The sequence below is a fragment of the Flavobacterium sp. genome (genome assembly GCF_039595935.1).
In the GTDB taxonomy this organism is placed as follows: Bacteria; Bacteroidota; Bacteroidia; order Flavobacteriales; family Flavobacteriaceae; genus Flavobacterium.
Genome location: NZ_JBCNKR010000006.1, coordinates 2,713,085 through 2,738,300, shown reverse-complemented (window position 1 = coordinate 2,738,300; position 25,216 = coordinate 2,713,085). Strand labels below are relative to the sequence as shown.

The following is a 25,216-nucleotide window of genomic DNA, read 5'->3' as shown; positions in this document are numbered from 1 at the left end:
TATGTTAGTACTCTTATTTAAAAATTTCATACGCTCAAAAGGTACCAAAATTGGCTTACTTTTTTTAGTATTTATTGGGTTAATAAGCCTTTTAATCGGTCGTCAGTTTCAGCAAAAACAACAGCAGAATATTGTCGAAGCGACCGTTTATCAAAAAGAACATATAGCGAGAAATGCTGCTTTTCATAAAGACGAAATTGGGCTTCTTCTCTATTATGTCAAGTTTTCATTGGTAAATACTACTTTGCCAATTAATAGTTTAGCGATTGGACAGCGCGATGTAAATCCGTCGATTCAAAGTGTTACAATCCGTGGTCTGGAGGCTCAGAAATACGATTCGGAACTTAATAATCCGAGTAATCTTTTATCCGGAAATATCGATTTTAGTTTTGTGCTTTTGTATTTGTTTCCGCTTTTGATTATTGCTTTTTCGTATAATATTATTTCCGAAGAAAAAGAATCCGGAACCTGGAAAATCGTAGCCTCTCAAAGTACCAATACTTTTTTCTACATTCTAAAACTGTTTTATGTTAGAATTTTAAGTTTAACAACGCTTTTAACTTTACTTCTTTTTGTAGCTGTTTTGTTTTTGCAGATTCCGCTCGACAAATCGTTTTTCGTGTTTTATATACTTTCTGTTTTGTATATTTTATTTTGGTTTGCGGTTTGCTTTTTTATTGTTTCATTACAGAAAAATTCCAACTTCAATGCTGTTATTTTATTGACAATCTGGCTGTTTTTGATTGTTATTCTTCCAGCCGGTATCAATACGTATATTATCAATAAATATAAAGTTCCCGAGGCTTTAGAATTAACGCTTACACAGCGAAATGCGTATCATGAAAAATGGGATATGGATAAACAAAAAACGCTGGACAAATTCTATAAACACTACCCTCAGTTTAAAAAGTATGCTCTCCCAGATAAAGAATTCAGCTGGCTTTGGTATTATGCCATGCAGCAAATGGGCGACGATGAATCGGCTTTGCAGTCTAAAGAATTAGAAGCAAAACTCCAGCAGCGAAACCACGCCAGCGAATGGATTGGACTATTTATTCCAACGCTTCACACGCAGATTCAGCTAAACGAAATTGCAAAATCTGATTTGCAAAACCAGCTTTTGTTTTTAAAAGAAACATCGAAATTTCATGAAAAACTTCGTCTGCATTTTTATCCAAAGATATTTGACAATGCACCCGTAAACAATCAAAAATGGGAAAGTTTTAAAGTCGAAACTTTTAAGGATAATTCCGAAACGAGTTTCATAAAAACTCTTTTGCCATTGCTGGTTTTTAATTTGCTGTTGATTGCTTTTGGATGGCGAAATTTTAATCGCAAAACGTTTTTTTTAACCGCAACACGCTAAGTTTTTCGTTTCACGCAGATTTTGCAGATTTAAGCAGATTATTTTTTTATGATTTAAAATTATTTAATTTTTTAAAATCTGCTTAAATCTGCAAAATCTGCGTGAAAAATCATTTTAATCTTTTAATCTGTGGCTATAACCTTGCGAGGTTAGCTTAAATCTTATCGTGCTTTGCAGTTAAATCAAACCTTTTCTTTTCTGAATAAAATTTCCCGAAACATTCTTTATTTGAATTTTATTTAGAATTAATATACAAATCCGTTTTATCTAACGTATGGAGAACATTGGTTTAACAAAAGCGGAACATGTGCACGGCAGACTTTTAATGCTTTTACTTTCCCGATTGTTTCAAAAGCCGACCCGAAATTAGATTTAAGCAAAGAAGAAATCAATGATTTGCTGGCTTTTATTGAGACTTTAAGCACCCTACAAGAAGAATTATAATTCCGGAAATGCCGAAATAATGTAAACTAAAATGATTTGTTTTTTTGCCCCAATAAAAACTTGCAAATCGCCAAAGCCCTTTTCAAAAAGAAAAGGGCTTTTTTATTTTATCAATGGCAATTCTTTAATTAAATTTTCCCAATAGACATTTTTAAAATATCGGGGAAGTAACCTAACTTCTTGCAATTTTTTTAATCCATATAAAACAGTCAAATTACTGCTTTCATCTTCAATTTTTATTGATAATCTTAAATATTTTAAATGTGTCAATGATTTTAATGGACTAATACTCTTAACTCCTTTTCCAGTACCACTCATTTTGCCGTAATCAATAACGAGTTCTTCTAAATTGATTAAAGTTGAAATTGGAGTCAGATCATAAAGACTGTTTATTCCATAAATATAAAGCGTCTTTAAATTCTTCATATTTTTTAAAAAATCGATGTTCTGAACTTTTGTAATATTAGCAAGTATCAAAACTTCAATCGATTCAATTGAAGATAAATCTGGAATTTCTTCTTGTTTATTAATACTAATTTGCAGATATTTTAAATTTGGAAGTGCTGAAAAAATTGAAATACGTTCTTTGTCAAGATAGTCAAGAGTAATAGCTTCTATTTTGTCATTTCCAATTAAAGCAGAAAAATTAGTGTAATTAATTTTGAATTTTTTAAGCGGTGTTGATAAACCTAAAATAGTCGTATCATTAGGTATTTTTGATAAATCATAAATACCAGAAACTGATCCTTTTAAAACACCTAAATGTGCATAATCACCATACGGTGCTTTACTTTCTAGCATGTAATTATTCCAATTCATTTGTTTTATTTTTTAATTAACTACAAATATCTTCCAATTTAATAATTATAATATTGTTTATACGCCATAAGTATATCAAAAAAAGATAGTTTATAAACTTTTATGTTAATAATTTGTTTTACAAAAAACTATATCGTAATATTGCTATATTAAAATTAAAAATAAAATGGGAGCTTCTAAAACAGAACATTTTACAGACAAACAAAATCAAATAGCAACTATTGCCAAAGCTTTAGGGCATCCTGCCAGAATTGCAATTATTGAATATCTATTGAAAGTAAATGAATGTATCTGCGGTGATATTGTTAATGAACTTCCTTTAGCACAGCCTACAGTTTCACAGCATCTTAAAGAATTAAAAAATGCCGGACTTATAAAAGGAAATATCGAAGGGAATGCTATTTGTTATTGTATTGATGAAACTACTTTTGACGTTTTAAAAACTTATTTCTCTAATATTATAGCTGTTACAAAAGAACAAAAGTGCTGTTAAGGCATTTTTTTAAATATCTATATCGCAATATTGCATTATAACTATAAAACAAAATACAATGAAACTATCAGACATTAAAAACATTCTTCCAGATTTGGAAAATGTTATCTTTCAATTAGAAAACGGAAATTTTGTTCCTGAACATTTTCACGTAACAGAAGTGGGAATTACCAGTAAAGATTTTATTGACTGCGGCGGGGTTATTCGCCATGAAAAAGCGGTTAATTTTCAGTTGTGGAATGCCAATGATTTTGAACACAGACTGAAACCGGGTAAACTTTTACATATTATTAATTTATCAGAAGAAAAATTAGGTATTGGCGATTTTGAAATTGAAGTTGAATATCAAAATGAAACAATTGGCAGATATGGTTTAGAATTTAACGGAACTCATTTTATCTTAAAAAATAAAACGACTGCCTGTCTGGCTCAAGATGCATGTAAAGTTCCTTCTGCAAAAGAAAAAATAGCTTTAACGGAACTTTATAAAAATGAAGCCAATAGTTGTTCTCCAAACTCCGGATGCTGTTAATGAAACACCAAATAATTAAATACAAGAAACCTATTATCATAACAACATCTGTTATTGTATTGCAGCTTATTTTTGGCTTTGAACCGAAATTCTGCATTATCAATCTCATTTGGTTATTAGTCTAAATTTATGACAAAGAAAATTTTAGTGCTTTGCACGGGAAACAGCTGCAGAAGCCAGATTGCCGAAGGTTATTTACGTTATTTTTTAGGAAACAAAGCCGAAGTTTACAGCGCCGGTGTTGAAACCCACGGAGTTAATCCCAGGGCAATCGCAACTATGAAAGAAGATGGGATTGACATTTCAAATCATACTTCAAATCATATCGATGAATATCAGGATATAGAATTTGATTTTGTAATTACGGTTTGTGATAACGCAAAAGAACGCTGCCCATTTTTTCCATCAAAAGCTCAAAAAATACATCAAAACTTTAATGATCCCGCTAAAGCAACAGGAACTGAAGAAGAAATTTTACAGGAGTTTAGAACTGTGAGACAAACGATTAAAGCGTTTTGTGAACAGTTCTCTAAAAATGATTGTTAATTATTAATGGTTAATGGTTAATTGGTAATTCATAATTCATAATTCATAATTCATAATTCATAATTCATAATTCATAATTCATAATTAACAATTAACCATTATTCTAAAATTTCATTCTCTGAATTCTGACTGCATTTAAAATTGCTAATAAAGCAACGCCAACATCGGCAAAAACGGCTTCCCACATTGTGGCAAGTCCGCCGGCGCCAAGAATCAATACAAAAGCTTTTACGACAAATGCCAAAGTAATATTTTGCCAAACGATTTTTTTGGTTTGTTTTCCAATATTAATAGCCATTGCAATTTTACTCGGTTTATCATCCTGAATCACAACATCGGCAGTTTCAATTGCGGCGTCGCTGCCTAAACCTCCCATTGCAATTCCTACGGTACTTAAAGCAATTACAGGCGCATCGTTTACGCCATCACCCACAAAAGCTACGGTTTCGTTTTTGGCTTTAATTTCGTTTACTTTATTGACTTTATCTTCCGGAAGCAAATCTCCAAAAGCATTTTTTATTCCGAGTTTATCAGCAACAAACCGAACAACATTTGTTTTATCTCCACTCAGCATTGTTACTTTTACGCCTAATGATTTTAGTTTTGAAACGGTTTCTTGAGCATCTGCTTTAATTTCATCTGCAATGGTTAAATAACCGGCAAACTTATTATCATAAGCAATTGCAATCGTGGTATAAACTACTGAACTTGGATCAATATCGTAAGAAATATTAAACTTATCCAGCAATTTAAAATTCCCAACATGAAGTTCTTTTCCGGAAATTTCAGCTTTTAAACCGTGACCTGAGATTTCTTCAACATTTTGTAATTCAATAGAAGAATCAATTACTCCAACATAATTATGAATGGCCGTTGCAACGGGATGCGTGCTCTTTCCTTCTAAAACATTAACCAGTTTCAGGATTTCTTCTTTATCAAAATCAGGTTTAATGATCACTTCCTGAACTTTAAAAACACCTTCGGTCATTGTTCCGGTTTTGTCCATAACGACATTCTGAATCTTCGAAATGCTGTCCAGATAATTGCTTCCTTTAAACAGAATTCCGTTTTTACTTGCAGCACCAATTCCGCCAAAATAACCCAGAGGAATACTGATAACCAAAGCACATGGACAAGAAATAACCAGAAAAACCAAAGCTCTGTATAACCAGTCGCTAAAAACATAATTATCGACAAAAAGCATTGGCAGTAAACAAATTGCAATTGCAAGATACACTACAATTGGCGTGTAGATTTTGGCAAATTTTCGAATGAATAATTCTGCAGGCGCTTTTTTAGTCGTTGCATTTTGTACTAATTCGAGTATTTTCGAAAGCTTACTGTCATTGTAAGCCGTTGTCACTTTTACCTCAGCAATTGTATTTCCGTTTATCATTCCGGCCAAAACGGTTTCGCCTTTCTTTTTCGTATCAGGTTTGCTTTCTCCGGTTAAAGCTGCCGTATTAAACGAAGCTGAATCTGATAATAATTCGCCGTCTAATCCAAGTTTTTCTCCCGCTTTTAGCTGAATAATGTCGCCTATTTTAGCATCTTTTGCTTTTATTTTTACAGCAGTATTGTTCTCCAAAACCGTAACCTCATCAGGACGCTGATCCAATAAACTTTTAATATTAGATTTTGCTTTTGTAACTGCCATTCCCTGAAATGTTTCTCCAATGGTATAAAATAGCATAACTGCAACACCTTCAGGATATTCTCCAATGGCAAATGCTCCAATTGTGGCAATACACATCAGGAAAAACTCTGAAAAAACATCGCCTTTTACAATGCTTTCATAAGCTTCTTTTAAAACCGGAAGTCCAACCGGAAGATATGCAATAACATACCAGGCAATTCTAACATATCCCGAAAACCAGCTTTGCGGAAAATAGTTATCAAAACCAATCCCTATAAGCAATAAAATAAAGGATATTATAGACGGGAGAAACATTTTAAACAAGCTTCCTTCAACTTCATGTTCATGATCGTGACCGTGATCATGCCCGTCATTTTCTGTATGCACAGGTTCGTCGTGAGAACAGCAGCAGGAAGGTTTGGACTTATTTTTTGTGGTTTTTATTTCTTTATCTTGATGTATCATTTTTGGAGTTTCAAGTTTAAAGTTTCAGGTTTTTGGTTCCGTAAACTTTGTTTAAAATAATGCTCTAAATTTAATCATTTTGCGGCAATTTATTCTAAGTTAAATTTGTTTTTAATCTCGCAAAGTCGCAGAGTCGCAAAGTTTTTTTGGAGAATTAAGCGTAAAATTTGTCATTTCGACGAAGGAGAAATCTGCGCAAGAAGCTCGACAAAGATTAGACTTTCGTTGCGGAGTTACTTGTGCAGATTTCTCCTTCGTCGAAATGACATAAAATGAGAAAAAAACCTCAGTCCCTTAGAACCTTAGCATCTCAGAACCTTAAAAAAATCAATGCTCGTGCTCTCCTCCGCCCTTCATTGCAGAAAGCAGATAAAAAGCACCTTCAGTAACGATTTTGGCATTCGAATTAATCTTCTCAACAAACTTCACTTCTGTAAAACCTAAATCTGTTGTGCCGGGAATAACTTCAATTGCTTTAAAGTGAATTTCTTTTTCTTTTGTTTTCTCATTTTTATGTTCTTCTTCCTCAGCAAAAACAAAATATTTATCGGCATTTCGAACAACAGCGTCTTTTGGCAAAGCCGGAACAGTTGCATTCGTAATATTGATATTTGCCGAAACATACATTCCCGGAATTAAATCTTTTGCATCCGCCGGTTCAATTTTAGCGTGAACGGCAACTGTTTTACTTTCGTTAGAAAAAGATTTATTGATTCCGAAAATCTTTCCTTTTATTGATTTATTCGATTGATTTGTCAACACAAAATCGATCACCTGACCAATCGAAATTGAACCTAAATCTTTTTCATAAACATTCAAATCCAAATGCATCTGACTATTGTCTACAACCTCAAATAAAGAAACTCCCGTTTGAGCAAAAGCGCCTTTGGCAATATTAATTTTACCTACATAACCGTTTATAGGCGAAACAATTGGCACTACAGAAGAACTTCCTTTTGTAGAAACATGCAACGCTTCTAATTTATTTTTTGCTGCCTGTGCGCGGGCTCTTTCGGCAGCCAATTTAGCTTTTACTTCCTGAAATGTTTTTCTCGGATTCACATTTTCGTCGCTTAATGTTTTCTGGCGATTATATTCTAACTGTAAATATTCAACATTGGCTGTTGCCGAATGGTATTCTTCTTGCATTTCGATAACTTCCAAATTTTGAATCGTTGCCAAAACTTTTCCTTTATTGACATAAGTTCCTTCCAAAACAAAAATGTCTTTTACCGTTCCGCCAATTAAAGTCGAAACTTCAGCAGAATTTTGCGGTGGAACAGTTGTGTAACCATTTGCTTTAATGATTTTATTAAGATTTCTGTTTTCTACAAAACCTGTTTCGATACCTACGGTTTTGTATTGTGATTCCGTTAAAGCTACTTCTGTGCTTGTTTTTTCTTCTTCGTGGGTTTCTTCTACTTTCTTTTCATTGCAGGAAATTAATATTCCGCTATAAGCTATAAGCAGTAAGCTATAAGCTAATTTTCTTTGTGAACTTTGCGCTAAAATCTTTGTGAACTTTGCGGTTAAACTTATTTTCATTTTTAATTATTTTTGATGGTTGGAAATTGAAGTTCGATAGCACTTTGATTAAAATTGTGCGTGGCTTCTGCGAGTTGTTTTTTAATATCAATTGCCTGATTTAAAAAACTGATGTACGACCAATAACTCATATCGCCGTTGGCATAACTTTTCTGCGCCGTTTCAATAATTTGATTCGCATATTGCAAACCTTCATTCTGATAATAATCTAAGTTTTTCTGCTGTTTTTGAAAATTGTTTTGCAATTCTTCTTTTTGCAGATTCATAATAATTTTGTTTTTATCTAATGCCAATTGCGACTGCAAAACACTGATTTCTGCAGCTTTGGCTTTCGCCGAATTTACGCCACCAAAAAGTGGAATCTGTAATCCTGCGGTAACCCCCTGAAACAAAGATTCGGTGTTAATCGTCTGCGCAAAATAACCCAAACCTAGTTTTGGAGTTCGGTTGGCTTTAAACGTTCCGGCTTCTTTTTGGTAAACCGAAATTTGCTGCTGATAAAAGTCTGTCATTAAACTCTCAGCTTTTGAATCCTTATTTTCAATAAATGGATATTTAAGCGAAGTCGTTTCATCCGGAATGATATTTTCATTTGTCTGCACAAAAAACTGAAGCTGTTTTTGGTAAATCGCCAAATCGTACATTAATTGTTCCTTTTGGGTTTCGATTTCTTTTACTTTGGCTTTCGCGCTTATTACTTCAATATTGCCGCTTTCTCCGGTTTTAAAACGGAGTTCGGCGTTCTTTAGGAATTTGGTGTAAATCTCATTCAATTCTGAGTTTAATCTTTGAATCGAAATTCCGTATAAATATTGATAATAAGCCAAAGTCACCGCTTTTTCAAGTTCATAAGATGATAACGCTTTTCGTTTTTCGGCCAGTTTTGCCAATTCTTCCTGCAATTGTCTATTGGCTTTTGTGACATTTCCTAACGGAAAAAACTGCTGAACCGAAACATTATGGTCAAAATCGACACTGTTAAACTGTCCGCCCTGATATTGAACCTGCAAAGGATCTGGCTGAAAAGCTGTTTTCTTTAAAACGGTTTGTCGTTCTATTTCTTTATCGGCAATTTTTAAGTCGATGTTGTTTGATTTGGCAAGTTCTATTGCTTTTTCTAAGGATATTTTGGCTTGCGCCGATGTTAATGTGCTTGCCAATAGGAATGTAATTAACATCAATCCCGGTAGAAATGGGCAGTAAAGTATTTTTGATTGATTTTTATATATTGAGTTTCTCATTTCGTTTATTTTTTTAACTCTCGCAGATTTTGGAGATTTAGCAGATTATCATTTATTATAATCAGAAATTAAATCTGCCTAATCCGCTAAATCTGCGAGAGAAATTATTTTATTTGCGGTTAAATCTCTCCAGCATTAAATACAAAATCGGTAAAACGATTAAGGTTAATAAGGTTGCCGAGACTAAACCGCCGATAACTACGGTTGCTAAAGGTTTCTGTACTTCTGCCCCGCCGCTTGTCGACAATGCCATTGGTAAAAATCCTAATGAAGCTACGGCTGCAGTCATCAAAACGGGACGTAATCTGGTTTTGGTTCCGATTATAACTCTTTGAAGGGGATCTAAAATTCCTTCTGTTTTTAATTGATTGAAATACGAAATCAAGACGATTCCGTTTAAAACCGCGATTCCGAATAAGGCTATAAATCCAATTCCGGCCGAAATACTAAACGGCATTCCTCTCAGCGAAAGCGCAAATACGCCTCCTATGGCAGATAAAGGAATGGCTGTAAAAATCAAAAGTGCTTGTTTATAGCTTTTAAATGTAAAATACAGTAAGATCAAAATCAAACCTAAAGCAATTGGTAATGCAATCGAAAGTCGTTTTGTAGCTTCTATCAAATTCTCAAATTGTCCGCCGTATGTAATATAATATCCCGCAGGAAGTTTAAAATCTTTATCCAGTTTCCGCTGAATTTCTTCTACAACAGTTTTAATATCTCTGCCGCGAACATTTAAACCAACAGTTATTCTTCGTTTTCCATCTTCACGAACAATTTGTACCGGACCTTGTTCGTAATCTACAGCCGCCACTTGCGAAAGCGGAACCTGTTGTCCGTTTGGCAATGGAATAAACAAATTACTCACATCGGTAATATCACCGCGATTGTCTTCATTCATTCTTACCACAACATCAAATCGTTTACTTTCATCGTAGATTTTTCCCGCACTTTCTCCGGCAAATGACGAACGAATAATTTGATTAATATCTGAGATATTCAATCCGTATAAAGCAATTTTATTGTAATCGTATTTAATTGTGATTTGAGGCAATCCGGTTACTTTATCGGCTTTTAGATCTCCAATTCCTTCAATGTTTTTTATTTTCGAAATCAGTTCTGATGCTTTTGAATCCAGAATTTCCAAATCATCACCAAAAATTTTGATTGCAATATCGCTTCGGCTTCCGGTCATTAATTCGTTAAAACGCATTTGAATAGGTTGCGAAATCTCAATATTTGCGCCTGGAATTACTTCCATTTCTTCTTTCATGGCGTTTGCGATTTCTTCCCAATTATGATATTTGCCTTTCCATTCTTTTTTATCTTTTAAAACGATTATCAAATCACCGCTTTCAATCGGCATTGGATCGGTTGGGATTTCTCCGCTTCCTATTTTGGTTACGATGGTTTTTATTTCGGGAAATTTGGCTTTTAAAATCTGTTCGTATTTAGTCGCCGTTTCCACCATCTGCGAAAGCGAACTTCCGGTCATAATACTGGCGTTAATGGCTAAATCGCCTTCTTCTATTGTTGGGATAAATTCGCCGCCCATATTATTGAAAATGATTAATCCCAAAGCAAATAAACCTAATGCAATTCCTAACACTATTTTTTTAAATTCTAATGCTTTATTCAAAAATGGTGTATAAAGGTTTTCAAACCAAAGCATCATTCTGTCGCTGAAGTTTTCTTTGTGTTCGGTTTTTTTCGAAAGAAATAAAGCACTCATCATTGGCACATACGTTAACGAAAGTACAAATGCACCAATTACGGCAAAACCAACCGTCATTGCCATTGGTTTAAACATTTTTCCTTCTGTACCTATTAAAGCCAGAATTGGTAAGTACACAATTAAAATAATGATTTCTCCAAAAGCCGCGCTGTTTCTTATTTTGGAAGCCGAATTGTAAATTTCAGCATCCATTTCTTCCTGCGAAAGTTCTTTGTTTCGTTTGAGTTTTTGCAAATGATGCATCGAAGCTTCAACAATAATAACGGCGCCATCGACAATGATTCCGAAATCTATGGCGCCCAAACTCATTAAGTTTCCGCTTACGCCAAAGGCATTCATCAAAATAATAGCAAACAGCATCGCCAGCGGAATTACCGATGCAACGATTAATCCGGCACGAAGATTTCCTAAAAAAAGAATCAGAACAAAAATGACAATTAATGCTCCTTCGAGTAAGTTTTTGGTAACGGTTCCTACAGCATTATCAACTAATTTTCCTCTATCGATAAAAGCTTCGGCAACTACGCCTTCGGGCAGACTTTTATTGATCTGCTCCATTCTCTCTTTTACACGATTAACAACTGCACTCGAATTTTCGCCTTTGAGCATCAAAACCATACCCGAAACAATTTCTCCTTTTCCATCTTTTGTTGAAGCTCCGTAACGCAATGCAACGCCTTCACGAACTTGTGCAACATCGCGCACGAGAACTGGAGATCCGTTTCTGTTTTTAACTACAACATTGCCAAGATCTTTTACGCCTTTTGCCATTCCGACACCGCGAATGAAATACGCATATTGATCTTTTTCAATATAAGCACCTCCGGTATTTTGGTTGTTTTTTTCTAAGGCGTCAAAGATTTCTGTAATCGTTACGCCCAAACTATTTAGTGTGTTTGGATTAACGGCAATTTCATATTGTTTTAGTTTTCCGCCCCAGGCGCTTACTTCGGCAACGCCTTTTACGCCTTGCAGTTGCGGAATAATAATCCAGTCCTGAATGGTTCTTAGCTGTATTGCATCGTATTTTTTTTCGTAACCCTTTTTGGCGTAAACATCATATTGGTAAATTTCGCCTAAACCTGTTGAAATTGGAGCTAATTCCGGCGATCCGGCATAAGGCGGAATGTTTTCTTCGGCTTGTTTTAAGCGTTGAAATATTTGTTCTCGCGCCCAGTAAATATCGACATTATCTTCAAAAACAACTGTTACGACAGATAATCCGAAACGGGAAATACTGCGGAGCTCAATAATATCCGGAACTGTTTTTACGGCCTGCTCCAGCGGATAAGTTATTAATTGCTCCACTTCCTGACTTGCCAATGTTGGCGCAGTTGTAATAATCTGAACCTGATTATTGGTTACGTCCGGCAGGGCATCAAGCGGTAATTGTTTAAGAGAATAGCTTCCCCACGCTATTAAAACGAGGGTAAATAATAGTATGACGAACTTGTTTCGTATACTAAACTGAATGATTTTATCTAGCATTTGAAATATATAATGACATGAGAAATTAGACAATTAAACTGCCTGTAAATGTGTGGAAAGTCCACAACTCTCTGGCCTGTTTTCGATTTTTATCGAACAGGCATTATCATTATGCTATTTGAGGGGGCTGCCAAATTTTTCCGTAGAAGTTCGAAATAAATACGGAATTATAACTTGGTAAAGGAATTGAAATTTTAGTATAAGCAGCAGGAAATTCGTAAGTTACAGAAGTCTGGTAACTTAAAACCTGTGCACCGCAGCAATTACAGGCACAAAATGGGGAACATAAATCATTGTCTTTGTCGTGCGAATGACTGTCTTCTGATGAAAACTGAGCCGTTTTATGCATAGCACTGTTTACTTCCATATCTGCACAGGGCATATTTGAAAGTGCCATTAGGTAGATTGACATTAATACAGCGATCCATTTCATGACTGTAAAAATAATACTTTATTCTTTTCAGTTAAAAAAAATATTGCAATGCTCTGATTTTAAACACTTTTCTTTAAAAATAATTCTAAAGAAAAGAAATTTTAGTTAACTTTAACACTAATTAACGCATAATATACCCTCTTAAATTATTTATTTCTATACACCGATAAATAAAAATCAAGCCGAAATTCCTTCAGAATACATTAGTACATATTTATTTAAGCAGTTTTATTTTAATCAATTAATACTCTAATCAATGAAATGTAAAAAACTAATATCAGCCCTTTTTTTATTATTTAGTGTTCCTTTTTTTGCTCAGGTTTATACGGATAAAATCGTAGGACAAAAAAATCAGGAATTAAAAGACAGTCTTAAAACAGAAGAATACCCATACGCTCTGCCAATTTGGGGCGAAAAAGTAGCCCAAAAAGGATATAATCTTCCTTATTCTGCCGGATTATCGATCAATTATTTTTGGCAGGATTCAGAAATTGTTATTAATGATTTAGAAGTAGGTTTTAACAATGGTCCACAGTTTAATTTGGATGAAATTGTTCGTTTTGATAAATCTTCTGTTGAAGCCGGAGCCTTAACCATTAGACCCGATATTTGGCTTTTGCCATTTTTAAATATTTACGGAATTTTTGGAAAAGCTAATTCAGCTACAAAAATTAATGCCGGAATCTGGGTTCCCGATGCTGATAATAACTGGTCGCAGGTTGCTTCATTTAGTACGAAAGCCAATTTTAACGCCACCACTTTTGGTTTTGGAATGACGCCTACTATTGGTATTGGCGGCGGCTGGTTTGCACTAGATATGAATATGGCCTGGACCGATATTAGCTCTTTAGATAAACCTGCTTTCTCTTATATTTTTGGTCCAAGATTAGGTAAGACTTTTAAATTTAACAAACCAGACCAAAATATTGCCGTTTGGGTGGGCGGTTTCAGAGTTCATATTTCTGGTGATACCAATGGAAATATTGCACTTTCGGATATTTTTGATTTAAGTACAGCGCAAGGTAAAGTAGATGACGGATTGGCAAAAGTATCTGAAAATCAGCAAAAAGTTGATACCTGGTGGAACGGATTAACTCCGGCACAGCAGGCTAATCCGATAAATATTGCGAAACATGATACTGCTAACCGTGCTTTAGAAAGAGCCGGAACTTTTTTAACTCATTTAGATGGTGCTTTGAGTACTGCAGATCAATCAACCGTACAATATTCACTTCAGAAAGCTCCAAAAGATATGTGGAATTTCATCATTGGATCTCAATATCAATATAATAAACATATTATGCTGAGAGTTGAAGCTGGCTTTTTAGGAAGCCGTACACAGGTTTTAGGCGGTCTTCAATATCGATTTGGATTATAAATCCTGATTATGAAAAAAGTATTATTATTACTCGTCACTTTTTTTTGTATCAATCAGGCAAAATCTCAAGTACTGATTTCTTTGATTTTTGGTGATAAACTGAATTCTCCTTTTTTAGAATTTGGTTTAGAGGGCGGTATTAATCTTTCGGATATTTCTAATCTTGAAAGTTCGGGAATGAATCCCGGTTTTAATCTTGGTTTTTATTTTGACATTAGATCCAAACAAAATCCTGCCTGGATGATTAATACCGGAGTTATTGTAAAATCGCCAATGGGTGCGCGCCATATTCCGGTTTATTCTTTAGAAGATGAAAATCTGGACAATACGTTTGCAGGCGGAACTGTGAATCGTGAGATTCGGTATTTTAATGTTCCTATTTTAATTAAGTATCAGTTTAAAAATAGAATTTATCTTAAAACCGGACCGCAGTTTGGACTTTTGGCTTCTGCTTTTGATGAATTTAAAAATGAAATCAATAAAAATGATGTTGTTTACAAAAACAAAATCAGAGATCAAATTCGGGTTATTGATGCCGGAATTGCTTTTGGAACAGGTTATCACATGAATGTGGGTAACGGTTTGAATATTACGATTCAATATTACTACGGATTGGTACCTGTAATGAAAGGCGACGGGCCAAATGTTTATAACCGGTCTTTGTATTTAACTGCCGGAATACCTATTGGAAAAGGAAAAGCGGCGCAAAAAAGAGCTGAAAAAGAGGCTGAATTAAATAAAATTATTCTTCCGGAAGACGAAGCTCCAAAACCAAACAAATAAATCAGGTATTGATTGAATTTAGAAATTCAAGTATCTCTTTATTATTTAAAATATAATCGGGTTTTGTAAACAAAATGGCATTATTGGGCATAAAAGGCATATCTGCCGAAAGCGGATTTTGAACTACAATTGTTCCGCCGGCAGCGTGAATCGCCTTTAAACCTTCAGTTCCATCCGTATTTGAGCCGGAAAAAAGAATTCCTATTAATGAATTTCCATAAACTTCTGCAGCCGATTCAAATGAAACGTCTATACTTGGACGACTGTAATTGATTTTTTCTGAAGTATCAAGTGCAAATGTATCGTCATTTTCAAATAATAAATGATAATTTGAAGGCGCAACATACACAAAACCAGACTTTAGGGCGGTTTTATCTTCGATTGCTTTTACCGCAACACTGGATTTTAGAGTTAAAAGTTCTTCTAATGTCTGGTCGTCGGTGCTTTTTCGATGCAGAACGATTACGATTGCAAAATTATTTAGTTTTTGTAATCCCGGTAATATCTGCATTAAGGCATTTAAACTCCCCGCAGAACCTCCTATTATTACTAATTTGCAGTCTGATACTATTATTTTATTTTCCTCCATATTTTCTCTTTTTCATACTGTTTGTATTTGCCCGGAGAAATAGAATATTTTATAGTTTCTTTTGTGCCTAAGGCCAGAAACCCTAAAACAGCTAAACTTTCATCAAATAGATTAATGACTCTTTTTTGAAGTTCGTTATCAAAATATATTAAAACATTGCGGCACAAAATCATGTCAAATTCATTGAACGATGTATCTGAAACTAAATTGTGCTGCGAATACACCATTTTTTGAGAAAGCTCTTCGTTGAATTTGGCTATTCCGTAATTGGCGGTGTAATAACTCGAAAAGTCTTCCTGTCCGCCTGCATCACGATAATTTTGTGAATACTCTTTCATCATTCGAAGCGGAAAAATACCTTTTTTGGCCGTTTCTAAAACCGTTGCATTAATGTCTGTTGCATAAATGAGAGATTTATGAAGCAATCCGGCTTCTTTCAGCATTATCGCCATCGAATATACCTCTTCTCCGGTAGAGCAGCCGGCATGCCATAATCTGATAAAAGGTTTTGTACCTAACTGAGGTAAGATTTCGTTTCTGAGCACAGTATAAAAAGCCGGGTCGCGAAACATCTCGGTTACATTTACCGTGATTTCGTCAACCATTCTTTTATAATATTCCGGGTCTGTACGAACTCTGGAAAGAAAATCATGAAAATGTTTAAAACCGTCGAGTTGATATACTCTGTAAACGCGTCTTTTTAAGGAAGCTCTTGAATAACTTCCAAAATCAAAACCATAATATTCGTAGACCTCATTAATAAGTGTTTCCAGCTCAATATCCTCAATCATAATTTCATTTATATTTGGCTTAAAACATGCAGTAATTTATCAACATCAACAGGTTTTGAAATATAATCATCAGCTCCGGCTTCCAGACATTTTTCTTTATCACCTGTCATGGCCTGAGCTGTGAGAGCAATAACAAATGTGGATGCGTGCGACGGAATCGCTTTTATTAACGGAATCGCTTCATAACCATCCATTTCCGGCATCATCATATCCAATAAAACAGCGTCAATCTGCTCATCTGATTTTAATAATTTCAGTGCATCTTCAGCACTTGTACAAGACAAACAATCGTATGACTTGACACGAAGAGTGTGTTCTAAGGCGAATATATTTCTCGAATCGTCGTCTACAATTAAAACTCGCTTTTTACTCATTTAGTAATACTATTATCAGACCTGTCAGGTCTTTGTTGAAATGTTATTTTTTAAACTTTATCGTATAACCATACTCTCAATAACGAAAGTAGCTGGTCTACGTCTACTGGTTTTGTAATATAATCTGATGCTCCGGCTTTGATACATTTTTCCCTGTCTCCTGTCATTGCTTTTGCTGTAACGGCAATTAACGGTAAGTTTAAAAACTTAGGATTAGCGCGAATTTTTTCGGCAGTTTCATAACCATCCATGTTTGGCATCATCATATCCAGTAAAACAATATCTGTATCCGGGTTTTCGCTTAAAACTTTTATCGCTTCGTTTCCGTCAAAAGCGGTAATAATAGTCATTTTAAAAGCTTCTAAAGCCTTTGTAAGCGAATAAATATTACGAACATCGTCGTCTACAATAAGTACTTTTTTATCGTACAGAATATTGTTTAGTAAATTTAGCTTTTTATGTCCGTCTTTTTTTTCTTTTCCTTCTTTTTTATCTTCAACCAAATGCAGGAAAAGCGAAACCTCATCTAACATTCTTTGGTACGAATGTGCTGTTTTTACAATAATCGAATCAGCATATTTCTTGATTTTTACTTCTTCTTTTAATGAAAGACTTTTTCCTGTAAACACAATTACCGGAAGTTTTTCTAAGCCCGGATTTTTCTTTACTCCGTCAAGAATTTGATACGCTTGTTTGTCCGGAATTCCCATATCGAGAATTACGCAGTCTACTTCTGATTTGTTTAAAGCCTGAATTCCTTCAGAAACTTCGCTTTTTATTTCCGAATTAATATTATACGTTTCTAAGAAATAAGCCAAGGCTTTGGCATGTTTTGGGTTGTCTTCGATAATTAAAACTTTTTGTGCTTCTTTATTAATGATGTGTTCAATTCGTAAAAACACATCCGGAATTTTATCGAATGCTACTGGCTTGTCTAAGAAATCAACGGCACCTTTTAATAAACTTTCTTGTTTTAGTTTATGAGATGACATTATATGTACCGGAATATGTTTTGTTTCGGCATGGTTTTTCAATTCTTCCAGAACTTCCCAACCGCTCATAACCGGAAGTTCGATATCCAGTAAAACACCTACGGGTTTATACAGTAAAGTATAGTTTAATGCATAATCTCCACGCACGGCAACGATTCCTTTGTATCCTTTTTGATGTGTAAATGACAATAAAGATTTGGCAAAATTAATATCGTCTTCGATAATTAAAATTACTTTATCGCCTTCTTTTACAACATCCCTGTCATCTTCAATTTCATCAGGAATTACTGGGCTTATGTATTTTTTTGGCACAACCGGCTCAGTTTCTGAATCAATTTCTACAAAATCTGTGGGTGGAATTTTATCTACATTTACTTTATTCAGTGCCGAACCAAATATTGGAAGACATAATGTAAATGTACTTCCCTCATTTACTTTACTATGCAGTATAATTTCTCCTTTTAAGAGTTTTGCTAATTCCCTGCTGATGGATAATCCTAAACCGGTTCCTCCGTATTTGCGTTTTGTAGAACCATCGGCCTGCTGGAAAGCTTCGAAAACTAAAGGCTGTTTTTCTAACGGAATTCCGATTCCGGTATCTTTTACAATAAAACAAATAATCTTATCGTTGTCTGTATCTATTTTTATTTCTAAACTTACTTTTCCTTTTTCTGTAAATTTAATCGCATTCGAGATAAGGTTTTTCAAAATTTGTTCTAAACGCATTTTGTCTGTTTTAATAACAAGCGGCGCATCTTTAGAAATAATTTCAAATTGAATTCCTTTTTCTTTGGCTAAGAAATTAAATAAATTCCAGAGCGTATCTGTAATTTCTTTGGTAGAAACTTCGATAAACTCCAGTTCCATTTTTCCGGCTTCTATTTTAGATAAATCCAGAATTTCATCAATTAAACCTAGCAAACTGTTTCCAGAACTCTGAATTACTTTGGCAAATTCAACCTCTTCACTGTTCATGCTTTGGTTATTATTTTCAGATAATAATCGGCTTAAAAGCAAGATTGAGTTAAGTGGCGTTCTTAATTCGTGCGACATATTGGCCAAAAACTCTGATTTATAACGTGTTGTTAGTTCCAGGGCTTCTGATTTTTTCTGGATTTCGTTGTTTTTTTCTTCTAGTAAAACACTTCTTTCAGAAAGTTCTTCGTTGGTTTGTTCCAATTCTTCCTGCTGCACTCTCAATTCTTCTTCAGAAGCCTGCAATTTTTCAGTCTGCGCTTCTAATTCGGCATTAATCGCTTCCAGTTCGCTGTGCTGCTGCTGAAGTTCTTCAGACTGTGATTGGGTTTCTTCCAGCAGTTCCATTACTCGTTTACGGTTTTGAGTAGATTTAACCGCAATTCCGATATTGTTTCCAACTGTTTTTAGAAATTCAAGATGCAGCTCAGAAAAACCATAAATACTTGCCAATTCAATTGCCCCTTCAATTCGGTTATCAATTAATGGAAAAGCTACGATATGAGTAGGTTTTACCTGTCCTAAAGCATAATTAATCTGAATATCGTCTGGTGATAACGTTTTAAGTTCGAGTAATTTCCCTGAAGAAATTGCCTGACCGATTAAACCTTCGCCTTTCTGGATTCTTTCACGGTTTTTATTCGGTATGTAACTATATCCTCCCGAAGAAATCAGTTCATTTCCTTCAACAATATAAAAAACTCCGGCGCTGCTGTTTGTATATTGGCACAAGAATTCGATAACATCTTTTGATAATTTCTGCAAAGCTTTATCGCCAAGCATTACATTATTTAACTCAGCAATTCCGGTTTGAAGCCATTCTTTCTGCGAAAGCAGCTCAAAAGAATTTTTGAGGGAAACTCCCATTATATTTAACGATTCTCCTACGCTTCCAAGTGCATCAGCTTTTGTATCATCTACACGAATGTCATAGTTTCCTTTTGAAATATTATTTGCAATCGTACTGATAGCTTCGATTCTCTGTGCAGTTTCTATATCTTTTTTCTCCAGCTCTCTCTGCAGTGCAGAACGCTCGTTATAATCTTTTAAAATACGGATTAGGAAAACTATCGAAATAATAAAAGCAATAATAAAAGCGACAATAATTAAAATCAAACTATACGTTCCGTAGCGTTCAGAATTTTCGTTGCGTTCCTGCAAAAGTTTTTGTTCTGTATTTTCTATCCTTTTAATAAGTGCACGCATGTCGTTCATCATTAATCTTCCTTCATTTAGGTCGAAGATTAAAGTTTCCTTGTTTAAACGCTTTTTTACGATTTGATTATTAAGGTATTTAAAGAAAGCGGAACGCTTGGTCGCTAACTCGGCTAAAAGCTTTTGCTGCGGCGGGTTATCAATTGTAAGCTCTTCAAGCTTTTCAAAATAGGTATTTGATCTTGCTTCAGACTCATTAAATCGGTCTGCAAATTGTTCATCTCCGGTTAAAAGATAACCCCGCATACTGGTTTGTGCTTCGGTAATAATAGCCGATCCTTCGTTCAGGTTGTAAATTACATCCTGAGTATGATTGACCCAAAAATTACTGTTTAATAAACTTTTAATACTGATAAACGAAGCTACAGAACTAATAGTTAACACAAATAGTGAAACTAATGAACTTATTAGCAGATTCCTTTTAAAGTTACCATTCATATTTTTCAATTATATTTATTCGTATTTTAGGGGAAGAACAATAATAAAACTAGCGCCTTTACCTACTTCACTTTTGGCGGTGATTAATCCGTTGTGTTTTTCGATTATTTTTTTGGCGATTGCCAGACCAATTCCGGTTCCTTCGTAAGTCTGCCTGTCATTTAAACTCTGGAAAATGATAAAAATTCGATCCAGATAAATTTCATCAAAACCAATTCCGTTGTCTTTTACAATGATCCTGCAGTATTTCCCTTCCGGAGAAGTTGGGCTGTCAAACGATTTGTCGACAATTATTTCAGAAGTAATTTCAATTAGCGGAGGTTCATTTCCACCTGAAAACTTAAGTGCGTTTCCTATCAAATTTTGAAATACCTGTCTAAGCTGGCTCGGAATGCTGTCTATTGTGGGCAGTTCTGTCGTTTTTACGGTTGCATTTTTTCTGTCAATTAAATAATCAAAATCAGAAAGTACTTCCTGTAAAACAATATTCAAGTCTGTAACTTCGGGTTTAACCTGTGCAGATAAGCGGGAATAAGCCAGAAGATCAGTAATAAGAGTCTGCATTCTTTCGGCAGATTTTATGGTTCTGTCGACATAATCAATTCCTTTTTCATCTTCTTTGAGATAAAGTTCTTTGATTATTTTAATGAAAATCTGAATTTTACGAATAGGTTCGTTCAAATCGTGCGAAACCACCCAGGCAAACTGCTGCAATTCGTGGTTTTTCATCTCAAGTTCTTCATTTTTCAAAACCAGCTCTTTGGTTCTTTCAGCAATCTTGATTTCGAGATTATCCTGCGCCTCTTTTCTAATTTTTATTTCCTTAGAAAGAAGTTCTTTGGTAATTTTTAGTTCATTTTGCTGTTCGTAGATTTTCAGAAAGGTTTTGACTTTCAGCATTAGCAAATCACTGTCAACAGGTTTTGTGATGTATTCAACCGCACCGGTTTCATATCCTTTAAAAATATACTTTTTTTCGATGTTTAAAGCCGAAAGAAAAATAACCGGAATGTCTTTTGTGCGTTTGTTTCCCGAAAGAATTTTGACAACTTCAAAGCCGTCGAGTCCGGGCATCTGAACATCCATAATGATAAGGCAATAGGTTGTCTTTAAGATTTTCTTAAGTGCCTCTTCACCAGATTCAGCAGTATCGACTTCAATATCGTGCAGTTCTAATGTTTTCTTTAAGGCAATAATGTTTGCCTTAATGTCGTCGACAATTAATACCATGCTGTTATGGGGAATAAAGCGTTATTAATTAAGATGGTTTGGTTCATTGGTCTGTAAGATAGTTATGTTTAAAACATCTGATTCTGTTTTAAACAAGGGTTGGTCAAACTCCCAAATTTAGATAATTCAGCTGCAATGGTAATTGTATTCAAAATTAAAATCGTTACATAATTCCCATGTACGGCTATCTGCTTTTATTGAATTTATGAAACTCAGCCAGTTGGAAAAATTAAATTTTAGCTGTTTTTTAAAAAACGTATAGCTTTTTTCTTTCTTTTCTGTTTTATTGAGGCAAACTAAAATTTATTACAGTCTCTTTTTCCAGGTTTGAAAATGTAATTTTAAAATCAAAACCTTACTTAAAACGATATGTTATGAGAAAGCCTAAAACTTTTCCGGAACAGAAACAAGAACTTCCGGGAAACGAACATAAAATGAATCCTGAACCGGAAATTATAAGAGAAAATTATACCGGAAGCGGTAAACTTTTGGGTAAAACAGCTTTTATAACCGGCGGCGACAGCGGAATTGGAAGAAGCGCTGCCGTGCATTTTGCGCGTGAAGGCGCCAATATTGCCATTGTATATTTAAAAGAAGATAAAGATGCCAGGTTAACTAAGGAAATGATCGAAAAAGAAGGACAGCAGTGTCTGCTTATAAGCGGCGATCTTAAAGACGAGAAATTCTGTAAAGAAGCGGTCAAAAAATGTATTACAACTTTTAAAACTTTAAATGTTCTGGTAAATAACGCGGCGATTCAATTTCCGCAAAGTGAACTGGAGAAAATTACGGCATCACAACTGCAGAAGACTTTCGAAACTAATATTTATCCATATTTCTATATTACAAAAGCGGCTCTTCCGCATTTAAATGAGGGCGACAGTATTATCAATACAACTTCTGTAACGGCTTTCCGCGGAAGCGAACATCTTGCAGATTATGCCAGTACAAAAGGCGCTATTGTTAGTTTTACAAGATCATTATCGACTATGCTTGCCAAAAGAAAAATCAGAGTAAACGGCGTTGCGCCCGGACCTATATGGACACCTTTGATCGTTGCCAGCTTTGATAAACTTTCAGATTTTGGAAAGGATAACCCGATGGAAAGAGCCGGACAACCATCTGAAGTTGGTCCAGCTTATGTATTTCTGGCCTGCGAAGACAGCAGTTATATTACCGGACAGTTTATTCACATAAATGGCGGCGAATTAGTTGGTTTTTAGAGGGACTAAGGTTCTGAGATGCTAAGACTCTAAGTTTTTTTTGGAATTAGAGGAAGTATAGTAAAAAAATCTTAGCATCTTAGAGCCTTAGCATCTCAGCAACTTAGAACCTTAAAAAAAATGAACTTCATCGACATCATAGGATTATTTGCCGGAGGATGTATCACTATATCCACCATTCCGCAGATTGTGAAGGTCTGGAAAACGAAGAAAGTAAAGGACATTTCACTTAAAACTTTCGGAATCCTTACCTTCGGAATCATTGTGTGGATTATTTATGGCATTCTAAAAGAGGATCTTCCCATTATAATTACCAACAGCGTTTCTTTATGCCTCAATGCAATAATGATTTATTTTATTATTATTTATGAGAAAGAGTAATTTTTTTAAGATGCTAAGGTTTTGAGTTTCTAAGATGCTAAGTTTTCTTTGCTGTGGTTTTTTATTAAGGTTGTAAGATTCTGAGTTTTTTCTGTATATATTTCGTTTTTATTTAATTGCGTCCAGCTTTAGCTGGATGAAAAAATATAATACAAATACAAAAGGCTTTAGCCAAACTTTACTATTTTGGCTAAAGCCTTTGATAACTTTCATTCTTAAACCTCCAGCTAAAGCTGGAGGCAATTTATTAATCTTTTTAATCTTTTAATCTGTGGCTAAAAAACTTAGAATCTCAGCATCTCAGAACCTTAGTATCTTAAATAAAAGATCCACAGTAAATTCAAAATCATTTTAATCTTTCGAATCTGTGGCAAAAAAAACTTAGAATCTCAGAACCTTAGAATCTTAGAACCTCATTATCTCAAAATAAAAAAACAGCTTCTCAAAGTAAAAGCTGTTTTTTTCGTAATAGTAGTTAATATATAATGCTTGTCAGCTAGCTAATTTTTGGTTGTAAGGTTTCAACGAAAAATGATATTTAGTTCTAAAATGTCTTGCAGCGGCAAGTAATTCAGAAAAATTCATGTGCGAAATTCGTTTAATCTCGTCGATCTGTTTTTTGGCAATATTTACAACAGGATCAAATGTTTTGAGATAATTAAAAGAGTGCTGCTCTACCTCCATTTCTACAATATTCTTCAAGATGCTCTTTTTAAGAAGCGTTCCTACAAGCCCTTTTTGAGGCATTGTTTTGAATTCGTGTATTTTTTCTGAGATTTTTGAATTCTCTTTTCCCACATAAATATAATTTCCGGAATCGTTTGTAAAGTGATTTTTTACCTGCGAAACCAACTCTGTGTTTTTATTATCTAGTGTAGGCATTCCTAAAAGTGTAAACTGAATACGTTTATGACTCTCAAAATACAAAACACTATTTATAACCGAAGAATTGCTTAAAACAGCCGATTGTTTTTTGCTTAATACTTTCTTCTCTCCATTGGCACCAAAACTGTGCATCACGTTTCCGTTTTCGCAGTAAACAAAAAAGACAGGCGCGGTTTTAAAAGATTCAATACTCAGGCTTACTTCCTGATGAAATTCAAGATCAAAATGCATAAACAGAACTTTATCATCAAATCGGGTTCCTTTAATAGAACCTTTTGTCCATTTTGATTGTATTTCTAAATTATATTCATTATTGTTAGCAGTAAGTTCTCCATTGAAACTTTCTTTTAAATCATTAAAAACGGCATCAAATCCTCCGGTATTTAGGTAAAGTTTTTTCATTTTGGCTGAGTTTTTAAAAAACGGTTATTTAATATACGTATTTACGTACAAAAACCGCTTTTGGTTTTCTTCATTTTCTATATTCCAAATTTCGTACTTATTGCAAATCAAATTCTTATACAATTTCAATCAGAAATTTCATAATTTTTATGCTAAGGTTCTAAGATGCTTAGATACTAAGGTTCTAAGGTTCTAAGGTGTATGCATACAGATTAAAAAAACTTAGCATCTTAGCACCTCAGAACCTTGGCACCTTAAAAAGAAAAAACAGCTGCTCCGGATAAATCCGGAACAACTGCTCCTCAGCAAAATAAAAATACTTATCTATTTTATTTTAGGTAAGTTCGTTTATGTCAGCGTTTTTTGAATAATTCTTTTTAGGAATATCTTTAAAAAATTCAGCTTCGTCAAGATCTGCTGTTGGACCGTATCCAAGCAAATGTGTTCCTTTTTGCTGATCTGTGGTTTCTATTACATACAATATGGACATATCATCCGGATCGCTCATTCCTTCATAACGATGATGGGCTACAATAAATATTTCATCGGGTTTGTACTTATATTTGGTCTCAGCATCAATAAGACAGCCATCCTCAAATAAGTAATTTTTTGTATAGCCTTCATCCTGATATTTTTTTATATAGTCGGTTTCGTGTTTTTGTTCCTTTTTCATGATTTTCATTCTTTTAAGATTCTCTGGTAATCTTTGTTAATTCAAATTTCACCATTAAAATCAATGAAAATTAACTCTAATGATTTTAATATTAGCTCATTCAAAAAATGAAAAAACAAATCAAAATTTATTTTTATAATTTTA

Annotated in this window: 21 protein-coding genes; 8 read left to right on the top strand and 13 right to left on the bottom strand. The window is 34.4% G+C overall.

The genetic code is table 11. From position 1 onward, the window contains the following. Window position 1 precedes the first annotated feature (1 nt). Window positions 2-1,366 (top strand): DUF3526 domain-containing protein, encoded by a 1,365-nt coding sequence (locus ABDW27_RS21625; RefSeq protein WP_343697797.1) that lies wholly within the window; start codon window positions 2-4, stop codon window positions 1,364-1,366. A 546-nt stretch (window positions 1,367-1,912) separates the two neighbouring features. Here ABDW27_RS21625 and ABDW27_RS21620 read toward each other — a convergent pair. Beyond that, window positions 1,913-2,629, bottom strand: a complete 717-nt coding sequence (locus tag ABDW27_RS21620) for a leucine-rich repeat domain-containing protein (RefSeq protein ID WP_343697796.1) — start codon at window positions 2,627-2,629, stop codon at window positions 1,913-1,915. Window positions 2,630-2,795: 166 nt separating this feature from the next. Here ABDW27_RS21620 and ABDW27_RS21615 point away from each other — a divergent pair, with 166 nt between their 5' ends. From ABDW27_RS21615 to ABDW27_RS21605, 3 genes are all read left to right on the top strand, one after another. After that, entirely contained in the window at window positions 2,796-3,122 is a 327-nt protein-coding gene (locus ABDW27_RS21615; RefSeq protein WP_343697795.1) for a metalloregulator ArsR/SmtB family transcription factor, read from the top strand. Window positions 3,123-3,180: 58 nt separating this feature from the next. After that, a complete protein-coding gene (locus ABDW27_RS21610) occupies window positions 3,181-3,654 on the top strand; it encodes a DUF6428 family protein (RefSeq protein ID WP_343697794.1) in 474 nt (157 codons plus the stop codon). A gap of 129 nt (window positions 3,655-3,783) precedes the next feature. Then, window positions 3,784-4,200: an arsenate reductase ArsC gene (locus tag ABDW27_RS21605; RefSeq protein WP_343697793.1), complete on the top strand. Its 417-nt coding sequence runs from the start codon at window positions 3,784-3,786 to the stop codon at window positions 4,198-4,200. A gap of 103 nt (window positions 4,201-4,303) precedes the next feature. Here the strand turns inward: ABDW27_RS21605 and ABDW27_RS21600 are convergent, their stop codons facing one another. The 5 genes from ABDW27_RS21600 to ABDW27_RS21580 all read right to left on the bottom strand — a co-directional run bounded on the left by ABDW27_RS21600 (window position 4,304) and on the right by ABDW27_RS21580 (window position 12,743). Next, a complete protein-coding gene (locus ABDW27_RS21600; RefSeq protein ID WP_343697792.1) occupies window positions 4,304-6,301 on the bottom strand; it encodes a heavy metal translocating P-type ATPase in 1,998 nt (665 codons plus the stop codon). A 327-nt stretch (window positions 6,302-6,628) separates the two neighbouring features. Then, a complete protein-coding gene (locus ABDW27_RS21595; protein ID WP_343697791.1) occupies window positions 6,629-7,846 on the bottom strand; it encodes an efflux RND transporter periplasmic adaptor subunit in 1,218 nt (405 codons plus the stop codon). Between the two features lie 2 nt (window positions 7,847-7,848). Next, entirely contained in the window at window positions 7,849-9,087 is a 1,239-nt protein-coding gene (locus ABDW27_RS21590; protein ID WP_343697790.1) for a TolC family protein, read from the bottom strand. Window positions 9,088-9,196: 109 nt separating this feature from the next. After that, on the bottom strand, window positions 9,197-12,310 hold the full coding sequence (locus ABDW27_RS21585; RefSeq protein ID WP_343697789.1) for a CusA/CzcA family heavy metal efflux RND transporter: 3,114 nt from the start codon (window positions 12,308-12,310) through the stop codon (window positions 9,197-9,199). Between the two features lie 109 nt (window positions 12,311-12,419). Next, window positions 12,420-12,743 (bottom strand): DUF6660 family protein, encoded by a 324-nt coding sequence (locus ABDW27_RS21580; RefSeq protein WP_343697788.1) that lies wholly within the window; start codon window positions 12,741-12,743, stop codon window positions 12,420-12,422. 256 nt (window positions 12,744-12,999) lie between these two features. On the opposite strand from ABDW27_RS21580, the gene ABDW27_RS21575 reads away from it, so the two are divergent. Together ABDW27_RS21575 and ABDW27_RS21570 are read left to right on the top strand one after the other, a co-directional pair. Further along, window positions 13,000-14,121 (top strand): hypothetical protein, encoded by a 1,122-nt coding sequence (locus ABDW27_RS21575; protein WP_343697787.1) that lies wholly within the window; start codon window positions 13,000-13,002, stop codon window positions 14,119-14,121. A 9-nt stretch (window positions 14,122-14,130) separates the two neighbouring features. After that, entirely contained in the window at window positions 14,131-14,904 is a 774-nt protein-coding gene (locus tag ABDW27_RS21570; protein WP_343697786.1) for a porin family protein, read from the top strand. A gap of 1 nt (window position 14,905) precedes the next feature. On the opposite strand, the gene ABDW27_RS21565 is transcribed toward ABDW27_RS21570, so the two are convergent. From ABDW27_RS21565 to ABDW27_RS21545, 5 genes are read right to left on the bottom strand one after another with little or no spacing between them, the layout of a single operon-like run. Continuing rightward, window positions 14,906-15,493: a chemotaxis protein CheB gene (locus ABDW27_RS21565; protein WP_343697785.1), complete on the bottom strand. Its 588-nt coding sequence runs from the start codon at window positions 15,491-15,493 to the stop codon at window positions 14,906-14,908. Then, complete coding sequence (locus ABDW27_RS21560; RefSeq protein WP_343697784.1) at window positions 15,475-16,284, bottom strand: protein-glutamate O-methyltransferase CheR; 810 nt, start codon at window positions 16,282-16,284, stop codon at window positions 15,475-15,477. The genes ABDW27_RS21565 and ABDW27_RS21560 overlap by 19 nt, the downstream gene beginning before the upstream one ends. Window positions 16,285-16,292: 8 nt before the next feature. Then, window positions 16,293-16,658, bottom strand: coding sequence for a response regulator (locus tag ABDW27_RS21555; protein ID WP_343697783.1), 366 nt, complete (start codon window positions 16,656-16,658; stop codon window positions 16,293-16,295). Between the two features lie 50 nt (window positions 16,659-16,708). Further along, a complete protein-coding gene (locus ABDW27_RS21550) occupies window positions 16,709-20,278 on the bottom strand; it encodes a response regulator (protein ID WP_343697782.1) in 3,570 nt (1,189 codons plus the stop codon). A gap of 15 nt (window positions 20,279-20,293) precedes the next feature. Then, on the bottom strand, window positions 20,294-21,508 hold the full coding sequence (locus ABDW27_RS21545; RefSeq protein ID WP_343697781.1) for a response regulator: 1,215 nt from the start codon (window positions 21,506-21,508) through the stop codon (window positions 20,294-20,296). 374 nt (window positions 21,509-21,882) lie between these two features. On the opposite strand from ABDW27_RS21545, the gene ABDW27_RS21540 reads away from it, so the two are divergent. Both ABDW27_RS21540 and ABDW27_RS21535 read left to right on the top strand, forming a co-directional pair. Beyond that, entirely contained in the window at window positions 21,883-22,731 is an 849-nt protein-coding gene (locus ABDW27_RS21540; protein ID WP_343697780.1) for an SDR family oxidoreductase, read from the top strand. Window positions 22,732-22,851: 120 nt separating this feature from the next. Beyond that, on the top strand, window positions 22,852-23,112 hold the full coding sequence (locus ABDW27_RS21535; protein WP_343697779.1) for a SemiSWEET transporter: 261 nt from the start codon (window positions 22,852-22,854) through the stop codon (window positions 23,110-23,112). A gap of 492 nt (window positions 23,113-23,604) precedes the next feature. On the opposite strand, the gene ABDW27_RS21530 is transcribed toward ABDW27_RS21535, so the two are convergent. Both ABDW27_RS21530 and ABDW27_RS21525 read right to left on the bottom strand, forming a co-directional pair. Beyond that, window positions 23,605-24,399: a hypothetical protein gene (locus ABDW27_RS21530; protein ID WP_343697778.1), complete on the bottom strand. Its 795-nt coding sequence runs from the start codon at window positions 24,397-24,399 to the stop codon at window positions 23,605-23,607. A gap of 334 nt (window positions 24,400-24,733) precedes the next feature. Then, window positions 24,734-25,072 carry a hypothetical protein gene (locus ABDW27_RS21525; RefSeq protein WP_343697777.1) on the bottom strand — a complete coding sequence of 113 codons (339 nt, stop codon included), beginning with the start codon at window positions 25,070-25,072 and terminating at the stop codon, window positions 24,734-24,736. Window positions 25,073-25,216 lie beyond the last annotated feature (144 nt).